Origin of the sequence: Bacillus cereus group sp. MYBK216-1, from assembly GCF_051916495.1 — a bacterium.
Classification (GTDB): domain Bacteria; phylum Bacillota; class Bacilli; order Bacillales; family Bacillaceae_G; genus Bacillus_A; species Bacillus_A thuringiensis_K.
In genome coordinates this window covers 1-11,474 of record NZ_JBQAGT010000030.1, presented here as the reverse complement: position 1 = coordinate 11,474, position 11,474 = coordinate 1, and the positions used below count along the sequence as shown (strand labels likewise).

Below are 11,474 nucleotides of genomic sequence, written 5' to 3'. Positions count from 1 at the left end.
AGAGCTACACAACAAATATTTGCAAAATCATTAAGAAACATTCAACTTGAAGGAAGCAAAAAAAAGCATAAATTGCCGATATATTTATTTTAAAAAAAAGTGTAATTAACTATTGCACTTTTTTTTTTTTTTTTTTTTGTTAAAAAATAGGTGTTAAAAAAAATTAACACAGGTGTTAATTTTTTTTAACACCCCGAACACTTTAAACCCTTGATATTACTGGTTTTTTGCATTTTCTCTATCTCACTCTATATATAGGGCTAAAAGTTCCGCAAGGAACAGGTAGTATTTTTAAGCAAAGATCACTTAAAAATCTCCACCTTTGCTAGAAAAAAGTCGCCTCGTTAATCCTCGGCTAAAGTCGAAGACTTTTCTTTTTTCTAACATCCTTGCCAAACTTTTTTTGGCTCGTTTGCTTCCATCGCCAAGCCGATAAACTCAAAAGTGGGATGTAGGCATATCGGCTTGAGTTACTCATTATACGAGCCAAACCGCTTGATCTAACGTTCTATAATTCGTTCTTACTCTTTTTTTAGATACGCAATACGTGGGGTCTCCCCACACCCCGGCCAACCTCTACCTCAAAAGTAGGGAGAAAACAAAAAAACACTTACGATAAGTAAGTGTTTACTGTGGGAGTGGTTTCTCTCGTTGAGATTCGTAGGAATCGTTGAAATTTAAACGTCTAAATAGATTTGTATTTCGGATTTTGATGTTTTTTGGATCAATCATAGATTGCCATGGTTGTAAGTTCTTTTTATTTTCTCTAAGTTTAGTAATTCTACTTATAATATTGTTTAATTCACGTTCATGATCTTGGTTCATCACAATAAAGGTAAAGCTTGTTATTACTGTTGGGAAACAAATCTTTAATAAAAATTCAATATGATAGATATCTGAGATTAGATTATTAATTGTGATATAAGATGTTCCTGGTATCGGGATAATATTTGCTACGATTCGTAAAGATTCTCTTTGATCATTAATAAGTAATTTAAGAGAACAACGTGTAGTAAGGATTTTAAAGAGTTCATCGATAAATGTAATGAGTACGTGAAGTTGAGTATCGGGTGTCTCTTCATTGATGAACCACAATCCTCTATTTTCTTTTTTCGTTTTTATCAGAAAGTCTGTTACAAAGTCCATATCAAGATTTTTAGGTATTTTGTTGTTTGGGAAGTATTCTCCAAAGTAACATGTATCTTTTTCTTGTATTGGGTTAATTGGGAAAAAGGGTTCTGTATGTAATAGATAATAATGCTCGTGAGAACAAAGTAATGCGGTTAATAATATTGGATCTGTATATTGTTTATTTAATTCTAGATAGTCTTCCATACGAGTAAAATGGCGGAAGAGTACATTCTCTCCAGGTGCAATTGGTAATACCTTTTTTTCTTGGCCAAAATAATAGTAAGCTCGATAAGATAAATAAATATATTCCGCACCATAAAAAGATTTAGAACCAATTAATAGTTTATCTTCTAATTCTTTTAATTTTGCGTATCCAAGTGTTCTAGATTTATTTTTTTTGCCTTTTTGGTAACCAAATAGATCTAGGAACTGTGATTTTAACATGTAGGGCTGATGATGGAGCATAAATGTAAATAGATTATGATAATGCTTCATGATGAATAAATGTAATTCATCACTTAATTTTCTCTTATGTGGATCTTCCTGAATTTCATGTAAGTGTAAGATATAGGGTGAATTCGTATTATCCATAATTTCATGTACTGTATAAAAAGTATGTGGAACAATAAATGTTGGTTGTATTGCCATGTTTTTTCCTCCTATAGTTGTTCATATCCGGATAAAAATGTTTTTGCAAATTCTTGTTTTTGTTGAATATCAATTTCTTTGTAATTACGTGTTGTCACCTCTATGGCAATGTAACCGCTATGCGCTTCACTATAGACGGCCCCATCGGGCGTTGGCTGGAATTTTCCTTGTGGATGGGACTCTACTATTCTTTTTTTGAAATCGTTGTATCTGAGGTCTTTTTGAGCTTCTGAATGCAATTGTTTTTCTGTTTTCCATGTTTTTCTTGTTTCTTTTGGTAGAGAGATGTATTTTTCAGAGAGACGAATATCATGTTTAGCGTTATTTATACCGGTTTTATATTGATACTCTTTTCCCTCTTTCTTAAACTTTTCTATCCCTTTTTCCCCTAAAACAATTTTTCCTGTACGTTCTTCTAAATATTCGCTATGACAAAGTTTTTTTAGACGATCTCCTTTGATGTTATATTCTCTTTCCATTTGTTCTCTGGTAGCTGTTCCAGTTTTCCAAAGCATATCCATGCCTTCAATTTCTTTTGTTTTTAGAATCCTTATATGTTTCCGTGGCGCGGCCATAGGGATGCCTCCTGTCTTTGCTATATTTGTGCATTTAATTATTTGGGAATCCATAGCGAAGCTATGTGTCTTCGCTATGTGTACATTTACACATGTTCACATCGTTCATTTTTTATTAAATAAACATTTGTTTAAAAATGTTTATTTAATTTCATTCAAAAAAGCGAAAGCTGACTTTGAATGAACCAATCTAATAGCAAAGCTATAGATTGGAAAATACAAAATGTGATGCGAAGCATGACATTTTGATCAAACAAATAAAAATGCCGGAAGGCGATTTTATTTGTCTTTTTCTAAGAAGCGTCAGCTGATTTAGAAAAAGAATCTGGACAGATGCGAAGCATTCTGGCCAGGAAGTCCCGCAGGGCAAAATCCGCCTGAAGACCATTCACTCGGCTTGCCGAGCTTGTTTTTGGTTCAAGCGCAGCGAGAATCAAAAATGAATGTGTCTGACCGCAGGCATGGAAAAGCGTCAGCTTTTATCATGCCAAGGCAGGCGGATTTTGCCCTGCTTGAATCTTGCAGGACGTAGGACGGCAAGATGATCAGTGGAATGCTCTTGAACTTCCCGATTTAAAGCCGTTAAGGCGATAAATCGGGCTCCCTGGAGGGGAGAATATGTACTTGATTCTATGTGATACCGCATAGAATCTGATTTAACTATATTATACAATATATTCATTTGAATATAAGGGATTTTATAATAGGGATACATGAGAGAATAGCTAGACAAGGGATGATCACGGAGTCCGTAACGTTTATGCCGCGAAAGTCACTTGACCATGAGGGGCACCCTCATGCAAACTCATCAGAGGTGGCCCCAGAAGGGCGGTTTTTGCCCGCTGGGGTTATCTTTGGGAGTTTGAGGGTGTAGAGGCTCGTGGTCAAGTGAATCGTGGAATAAAAAGTGTAGGACGGGACCCCAGGAAAGGGCAAAAATCAAAAGATATATTAGAATTTAAAATTAAAGATCCTAAATAAGAGACTATTATTAGTAGAAAAAGACTTATCCTTTATAAATAAGGACAAGTCTTTTTCTTTTTCTATCAAAAACTAAAAAATATAAATAATTTTACCAATGTTTGCGATTACTATGACAACAAACAATAAAACATTTACATTTTTTATGTTTCCACCAGTCGCTATGATGTCTACACTTACAAGAATCATTATCACGTTTGTGTTTCCACCAGTCGTTATGATCCTCACATTTATTAGAATGACTACTATGTTTCCAACAATCATTACTCCAACTCATTTTTATACCTCCTCTCGAACAAGAGTTATATTATTTTATGTTTTAATAGAGAAAATGCTTGTTTGCTAACCTATATAGAATTTCACAAAAAAACTATGAATATTTATTAGTAGGTAGTTAACATAACGCCTTATTATCGGTAGCAACTCTTTTCATAGAATCCTTGTAAATACAAGGATTCTTCTTTTTTGTCTTGTCATCTCTTATACAGGATTTTATACATCGTTGATAGGGCGGGAATCAGTGGTATCCTCTTTACTCTTTTTTTGCATAAAATCTTGTATATAGAAAAAAGATTTTGATGTGGGTATTGGGATGGGATGAGTATTCAATTTTAAAATTTGATCTGTAATAGGAATTATACAAATTGCTTATGTAAAGATTATGGAGATTAATGGTTTGAAAAAAGTAATACGTGAATTATTAGGAAAAAGGGTATATCATCGCTATAGCGAATATATTTTTGAGGTGAGACGCTATGAAGACGCTATATAGTCCCGGCGACGTGGCAGAGCAATTAGGTATTCAATCTAGTACATTACGTAAGTATGCTGATGTACTAGAAAAAGAGGGTTATACTTTTATAAAAAATGAACGTGGCCATAGGAAATATACAGAAAGTGATGTAATGGTGTTTCGTAAGGTTATCAACCTAAAGAATGATACAGACATGACATTAGAAAACGCCACAAAACAAATAGTATCATGGAATCAAGGCGTTGAGGTATTGCCATTAGAGCGACATGAAATTGAGCGCTATGAAGAACCAGATTTTAACGCTACAACGCTACAGATGATGCTTCAAGATCAAAATGAAATCATTGAAAAGCAAAATGAATTACTACAAGAATTAAATAAACGTTTAGTTGAACAAGATCAGCGATTTGCACAAAGAGAATCAGAGTTATTGAGCGCTATACAAACGATACAGGAATCCCAAAGGCTTATAGCGGTGAATACTAGCGAAGACGTAGCGAAGAATCAAAGAAGCGATGAAATGCTTATACAAACAATAAGGGAAGTTCAGGAAGTTAAGAAGATGATTGCAGCAAGTAAAGATAGGAAATGGTATGAGTTTTGGAAATGATTTTTTAAAATTTGTTTAATTATCTCTTGCTACTTCTAAAAAATATAGAAAAATGAATACAAAGGTAAAGCTTAGAGTTATATGGGAATTCTGAGTTTTTTGGGTTATTACTGATAATTTGATTTTATATGAACTAAATTTTAGGAAGAAGGAATAGAAAATGAATAAGAAATGTCCTAATTGTGGTTCTAGAGAAATAGAGGAAGATTTATTAAATGCCCAAGAATGTTTAAAACTTATTAGTACGAATAACCTTTTTAATCAATTTTCAAGAATGGTTGCTGATATTTGTACTGAGTGTGGTAACATTTTATCTATGAAAGTAGAACATCCAGAGTATTTTAGAGTAGATACATAAAAATTATTGATAATACAGATTATGTGGACGAAAAATCCCTTTAGAATAAAGATCTGAAGGGATTTTTTTTCTTTTTTAATTAATGAAATGTGAAAAATAATTGATTTGCTTTAAAAATATTACTTTTTTATTTTATCCGATTTGTACTTGTTGAGTTTGTAATACTTTCAAAGTAAGATCAAGAACAATTTTTTCACGTAATTTGTCAAATTCTTTCTCAGGATATTCATCATAATGTTTATCTTGATATTTATCTTGATATTTATCATAATATCTATCATGATTTTTCTCAGGATATTCATCATATTTCGAATCATGATGAACATCATATGATGAATAATCAAGTTCATAAAATTCTGCACTAATTAATTCACAATATGGTTGTTCATTATAGAAAACATTATTTCCAAAGAAGTATTTGTCTAGACGAGGAACATCATTGTTTTTTGGATTAATAAAACGTGCTTTGTTTTCCGAAGAAAAAGCTATAATTGGTAAGGAAAGGAATTCATCTTCAGTTATATCAGCAAAACCAGAGAATCGAACCTTTGCAATTCGATCATGAAGCACGCCATTGCAGTATTTAGCAGCGTATTCAATATTTTTACGAATATAACCTTCTACAAACAATTTTGCTCTTGTTACTTGGAAAAATCCTGTTTCATTAATTGGTTCATATTCAACAGGTACTAGTTTACATTGTGTTAAAAATACATCTTTTAATACTCTCTTAATTTCCACTGCTGGTGGAGAAAGTGGAATTTCCGCTTCTACAACAATTTGAAGTGTTCTTTCTGTTAATACAACTGGAATTTTAACTCTAGGATTGGTTGTAAGAACGGGTATTGCTTCAGTATCAGTGAGTGGAATTCGTGATTCTGATTTAACTTTACAATTCTTATTTTTACTATATTCTTTTTCACTCAATTTAAAAAGCCTCCTCTTGGTTTATGTTTGAGTGTTTTGACATTACTTTAATATGCTATGGAATGTATTTATTTGTGTGAAGGCTCGTATAATAGTGATTTTTCTCATTTTGAAATAGAAAATAGGTTAAAGTAATAAAATCCATATTTTTCTTATGGAATTTTGCTTAGTATATATTTTCGTTAAAATATTGTTAGACTTTTTTATCTTTAAAAATAGATAGTACTAAATAAAATTTTTTGAACCATTTTGAATTGAAAGCATATATTTATAGTGTGGAACAAGCTTTGGACACTTGTTTTGCACTCATAACTTGATCTTCTTTGAAAGAAAAGGGGGATTTACTAGTAAATCCCCCTTTTTGGATTAAATAGATGTTTATATGTTATTTTTTCTTTTTTTATAAGATTAATATATTTATTTTTGTTTGAAAGAAATAATATGAGTCTATAAGTCTAGTTAATTATATAAAAATCGTTATATTAGAAAATAATTATATAAAGAATAAATAAAAAAGATATTCATTACGAATATCTTTTTTATTTATTCTTTGAGTTGTTTTTCGGAGAGAAAATATATTTGCATTCATGATTTTATTGTATGAAATTACTTTATAAAAGGTTAAATTTAGGACTATTTGATTTAACTATTTTATTGTGTTATGAACTACTCGCCACTTAGCAAAGCTTGAAGTGGGAGCTTCTCAGTTCCGCGACGAAAGTAACCTTTCGACTCCCTGAGCGTTACTTCGGGGTGTTCCACCCCTAGATGTCTAACGCATGGTCGCTCTTTTGGTATGGTTCATATTTTACGCAGGAACCGAATGGCTTGGTTTTCGCACTCTATTTTCTTCCTGTAATCTTCTATATCAAGTTATCAAAGAACTTCATATAGCTAGTTTATCAAAATTTTTTGGCTAGGCTAAACCGAAATTCATCTCCCACCTACCGTTGGGCTATGCCCTTCACACGCTTGAGGAAGGAGAATTTTTTCGGGGAATACGTTAAATATGAAATACATCTAGGACATTATCTTTTTCTTCTTTATTAATTTCATGGAGAAAAGTCAACATTTAAAGTGATTTGAATGTAAACTAAATTCAAAGTTTTACATTGGAACTTTTTATTATTAGTTGTATAAAATAGTGTGAGATTAAAAGTGTATTAAGATGAATAATGGTATTTTTTTTCAGATAAAAAGCCTAGTACTACTAGGCTTTTTGTTTATGTAAAATATTTATTTGAATTCTCCACATGTTAACATTTTTTGGAATTAAACATATAATGCAATGAGCATTTATAATATAATCTTGATCGATAAAAAAACACAGCGATTTTTGTGGTTTTTTATTTATTATTTTTATATTTATATATATAAATAATTAGATGTTATATATAAAATATTTTCTTTAATATGGGCTTATATAAGATGGGAATTAGCGGATACATACATATGCCCTATTACATACCTATATTTTATGTCTTGTTTTATACAATATAAATTTTATGAGAAAGAAGGTTTAAAAATATGTATCAAGATTTTAATTCATATTTACCTTTGTATAGAGAGGATACTTATGAATATGATGGTTGTTTAGAACATGAATGTTTGGATAATGAATATCGTGCAACAGATTATAGTTTTTATGTTGGGCAAACAATTGCAGCTCCAGCAAATACACGATATTTTCCCATGGGAACTCCTATATTTATACAGAGGACTTTTGGTCATGGTCAAAATCAAAATGTAGAGGTAATATATCAAAGTCCTTTTGGTTTAAGTACTGTGATTATTTCTGCAATAGAGCTTGATGGTTTTTCTGGAGGTTCATTTCCTTGCCCTAGCCAAAATCGTCCAACACTTCGCATAGGCAGCACTGGACATTGGGTTGTAAAACTTCAAGAATTTCTTCAGAAGTTTGGTTATTATTCAGGAAGAATTGATGGTCAATTTGGTCCTGTAACTGATCGAGCAGTAAGGAATTATCAAAGCAATCGTAGACTTCTTCCAGATGGAATTGTTGGTCCGAAAACTTGGTGTCAGCTTGAACAAGACGGTTTTTCTGGAGGTTCAGGTCCAATCCCTCCCTCTTGCCCTAGCCAAAATCGTCCAACACTTCGCATAGGCAGCACTGGACATTGGGTTGTAGAGCTTCAAAAGTTTCTTCAGAGAACGGGATATTATTTAGGAAGAATTGATGGTCAATTTGGTCCTGTAACTGATCGAGCAGTAAGAAATTATCAAGGAGATCATAGACTTTTGGTAGATGGAATTGTCGGTCCAAAAACTTGGTGTCAGCTTGAGCAAGACGGTTTTATGATTCAAAGAGAAGAAATTTGCCCTAGCCAAAATCGTCCAACGCTTTCGATAGATAGTACTGGACATTTGGTTCAAGAACTTCAAGAATTCCTTCAGAGTATTGGATATTATCCAGGAAGAATTGATGGTCGATTTGGTTCTGTAACTGATCGAGCAGTAAGGCAATATCAAAGAGATCGTGGGCTTTTTGTAGATGGACGTGTCGGTCCAAAAACTTGGTGTCAGCTTGAAAAAGATGGTTTTGGTCCAGTTTGCCCTAGCCAAAATCGTCCAATACTTCGTGGAGGAAGCACTGGATATTTGGTTCAAGAACTTCAAGAATTCCTTCGGAATATTGGATATTATTCAGGAAGAATTGATGGTCAATTTGGTCCTGTAACTGAGCAAGCAGTAAGAAATTACCAAAGAGATCGTGGGCTTGTGGCAGATGGAATTGTTGGTTCAAAAACTTGGTGCCAGCTTGAGAAAGATGGTTTTAGGTAAAAGGATTTTGTTGGGTGTGTTTTAAAGTTTATATATTATTTTAAGAGCCTTATTTATAGGCTCTTTTTTGTATAGTTATAATAAATTTGAGAAACATTATATTTAGTAATTAAAAGGGGTGAGATAAATAATGAATAAAAAGAAAGCATTATTATGTTTGTTAGTGTTTATATTCAGTTATTTTCATTTTGAAAGCTATTCTTATGCCAATATTAATGTTTCGAAAATAAGTAGAGCTGTTTTAAATATTAAAGATATTTCTGGTTTTAATTATAAGGTTTATTTTTTTGCTCCTGAAGAAATTAAGAGTGATTATTATTTTTGTGGTGGAGGTGATGATAAAGTATATGTAGGGGATTATACTTTTGCGATTCAGAAACAAGGTCAGAAAAAAATTAATATGACACCTATTATATTAAAAGGATTTCCTTATAATGAAACCCAAAAATCGGTTTTTTCTATAAAATCAAAATTATATCCTGATCTAATTACAGTTTCACTTGAAATTGATTGCAATACAAAAGTTGGATACTTATATTATGTAAGTAAAGGGGAATTGGTACCATTAAATAGTTCTTTAAATTATGTTTTTCCACCGAGATTTAATCAAAAGAATCAGATAGAAACAATGAATTATAATAATACCGAAGATTTTCCTTGGGTCTTAAGTACTTATGGATTAGATTTAAAAAGTAATTCTTTAAAATTTATAAGTAACAAGTCTTTTTCTTTTAAACAAGGTCAAAAGATGATTGAGAATTGGTAGTTTTATTATGAGTTTATATTGAACTTTATAAGCAATAATTATATTAGAGATTTATAATGAAAAAGAATTATCTGCTTGGTAAATAAAATCTGGTTTTTTATTTAAAAAAGATAAGATATGAAATTGATCTATAAAAGGTATAATTTTATTTATTTGATTTATATTTTATGATGTTTTAAATATGAAATACATCAAGTATATTATCTTTTTCTTCTTTATTGATTCCGATATATTTTAGTGTAATTTGTGGTGTGCTGTGATTAAGTATGTCTTGCAACATAGCAACATCTTTTGTTTGTTTGTAGAACCAATAGCCGAAGGTTTTGCGCATGGTATGAGTCCCTATAGATTCTATACCCGCGAAATCTCCGGCTTTTTGTAATTGTCGATAGGCCTGGATCTTACTAATGGGTTGATTTCCTTTTCGAGAAGGAAATAACCAGTTATTTTCTAGAGTTTGGGCATAGGAATAGACTTCATAAAAAATAGAAGTTAGGTTAATCATGCGTTCTCTTTTTGTTTTTCCTTCTTTGATTTTAAATTCTTTTCTCTTTTTTTGTCTTAGTTTTACTATGGTTTGTGTTTCAAGTTGGAGTAGATCACTTACACGTAGTCCGGTATGAATGCCAACAAGAAAGAGAATATAGTCTCGCTCGGAACAATGACGTTTGAGAGCCCATTTCATATCTTCGATCTGTTCTTTGCTACGGATGGGTTGGACATCAATAAGATGTTGTTTTTTGTTCATGTATTTATGACCTCTTTATTTACAGTGTTTTGAATGTATACTTTTGTTATGTATTTTGAGAATATCAGGAGAATTGTTGAGAAGTCAATGTTTAAGGCGAAATGAATGTAAACTAATATTTATAAGTTTACATTGGAACATTTTATTATTAGTTGTATAAAATAGTGTGAAATTAAAAGTGTATTAAGGTGAAAAAAGGTATTTTTTTTCAGACAAAAAGCTTAGTTTTTACTAGGCTTTTTGTTTAATTTATTCATATTCCATTAAAGAAACTCCTTTCGATTAAAAAACAATTAGTTTATAAGATTTCATGAGAATAAAAGATAAATTACTAAGTTGCACAGAACTTTTATATAAATAAAAAAACCCTCATGTTATAATTGAAAGCGACCAAGCAAATCAATTAGAGAAGAGGGGTTTTTATTGTATATATTCATTTTTAATTACTATAAGAATCATAGCATAAAATGTTTCTCATCTCTAGTTGTAAATGTTAGAAAAGAGGAGAAACATTATGACGAAAATAGTCAATATAGGACATTCTGAAAAAAAATCACGAGTAAGAGAGAATAAAGTTGAAGATTTTTTAGAACAAGCTAATATAGGTTTGTCAGCTGAGCAGCAGCAAGTCTTACTACAGATTCTACATAGTACAACAGGTAACGATTATTTCATTGGTAAGAAGAAAAAACGAACTGATGGGGTGAAGTTCGTGCAAATGATAACAGAGAATATTGATTATTTATGTGAGATTGGTTATTTAACTCAACCAGAGAAAGCTTTTTTATTTGAGCTTTCAAGATTCTTAGAGTTTAAATCAAATGTTGTTGTTGAAAAGAATGATGAGGAAATTAAGCCGAATGCGGCTTCTCCAAGTTATTTAGCTAAAAAATTAGGAAAAACAAGAACTTCTATTTCTAAGATTATGAATGATTTACTTGTTAAAGGGATTTTAGGGGTTGCAGAAACTGGGATAACTACTGAAGATGGACGATCTTGTTCTTCTCGTACTTGGTTTGTTAACCCTAATATATTATGTAATGCACCAAAAGATGATATTGATAGAGCTACACAACAAATATTTGCAAAATCATTAAGAAACATTCAACTTGAAGGAAGCAAAAAAAAGCATAAATTGCCGATATATTTATTTTAAAAAAAAGTGTAATTAACT

Annotated in this window: 10 protein-coding genes and 1 pseudogene; 6 read left to right on the top strand and 5 right to left on the bottom strand. The window is 31.4% G+C overall.

Going from position 1 to position 11,474, the window contains the following annotated elements:
- Positions 1 to 93, top strand: a pseudogene (locus ACTFRH_RS30640) (MarR family transcriptional regulator); the annotation flags it as partial.
- A 534-nt stretch (positions 94 to 627) separates the two neighbouring features.
- Here the strand turns inward: ACTFRH_RS30640 and ACTFRH_RS30635 are convergent.
- From ACTFRH_RS30635 to ACTFRH_RS30625, 3 genes are all read right to left on the bottom strand, one after another.
- Entirely contained in the window at positions 628 to 1,779 is a 1,152-nt protein-coding gene (locus ACTFRH_RS30635) for a hypothetical protein (RefSeq protein WP_095022292.1), read from the bottom strand.
- Between the two features lie 11 nt (positions 1,780 to 1,790).
- Positions 1,791 to 2,300, bottom strand: a complete 510-nt coding sequence (locus ACTFRH_RS30630; RefSeq protein ID WP_440049341.1) for a hypothetical protein — start codon at positions 2,298 to 2,300, stop codon at positions 1,791 to 1,793.
- A gap of 1,126 nt (positions 2,301 to 3,426) precedes the next feature.
- The gene (locus ACTFRH_RS30625) at positions 3,427 to 3,612 is read right to left on the bottom strand and encodes a hypothetical protein (RefSeq protein ID WP_154071893.1); all 186 of its coding nucleotides are present in this window, start codon (positions 3,610 to 3,612) and stop codon (positions 3,427 to 3,429) included.
- Between the two features lie 478 nt (positions 3,613 to 4,090).
- Here ACTFRH_RS30625 and ACTFRH_RS30620 point away from each other — a divergent pair, with 478 nt between their 5' ends.
- Both ACTFRH_RS30620 and ACTFRH_RS30615 read left to right on the top strand, forming a co-directional pair.
- On the top strand, positions 4,091 to 4,699 hold the full coding sequence (locus ACTFRH_RS30620; RefSeq protein ID WP_061885382.1) for a DUF3967 domain-containing protein: 609 nt from the start codon (positions 4,091 to 4,093) through the stop codon (positions 4,697 to 4,699).
- 160 nt (positions 4,700 to 4,859) lie between these two features.
- A complete protein-coding gene (locus ACTFRH_RS30615) occupies positions 4,860 to 5,057 on the top strand; it encodes a hypothetical protein (RefSeq protein WP_001034292.1) in 198 nt (65 codons plus the stop codon).
- Between the two features lie 132 nt (positions 5,058 to 5,189).
- On the opposite strand, the gene ACTFRH_RS30610 is transcribed toward ACTFRH_RS30615, so the two are convergent.
- Positions 5,190 to 5,984: a CsxC family protein gene (locus ACTFRH_RS30610; RefSeq protein ID WP_046945199.1), complete on the bottom strand. Its 795-nt coding sequence runs from the start codon at positions 5,982 to 5,984 to the stop codon at positions 5,190 to 5,192.
- Between the two features lie 1,527 nt (positions 5,985 to 7,511).
- On the opposite strand from ACTFRH_RS30610, the gene ACTFRH_RS30605 reads away from it, so the two are divergent.
- Positions 7,512 to 8,786: a peptidoglycan-binding domain-containing protein gene (locus tag ACTFRH_RS30605; protein ID WP_095022289.1), complete on the top strand. Its 1,275-nt coding sequence runs from the start codon at positions 7,512 to 7,514 to the stop codon at positions 8,784 to 8,786.
- 130 nt (positions 8,787 to 8,916) lie between these two features.
- Positions 8,917 to 9,552 carry a hypothetical protein gene (locus ACTFRH_RS30600; protein ID WP_061885377.1) on the top strand — a complete coding sequence of 212 codons (636 nt, stop codon included), beginning with the start codon at positions 8,917 to 8,919 and terminating at the stop codon, positions 9,550 to 9,552.
- 175 nt (positions 9,553 to 9,727) lie between these two features.
- Here ACTFRH_RS30600 and ACTFRH_RS30595 read toward each other — a convergent pair whose 3' ends face one another.
- Complete coding sequence (locus ACTFRH_RS30595) at positions 9,728 to 10,300, bottom strand: tyrosine-type recombinase/integrase (RefSeq protein WP_061885378.1); 573 nt, start codon at positions 10,298 to 10,300, stop codon at positions 9,728 to 9,730.
- A 514-nt stretch (positions 10,301 to 10,814) separates the two neighbouring features.
- On the opposite strand from ACTFRH_RS30595, the gene ACTFRH_RS30590 reads away from it, so the two are divergent.
- Positions 10,815 to 11,456: a hypothetical protein gene (locus tag ACTFRH_RS30590; RefSeq protein ID WP_000161841.1), complete on the top strand. Its 642-nt coding sequence runs from the start codon at positions 10,815 to 10,817 to the stop codon at positions 11,454 to 11,456.
- Positions 11,457 to 11,474: the final 18 nt, after the last annotated feature.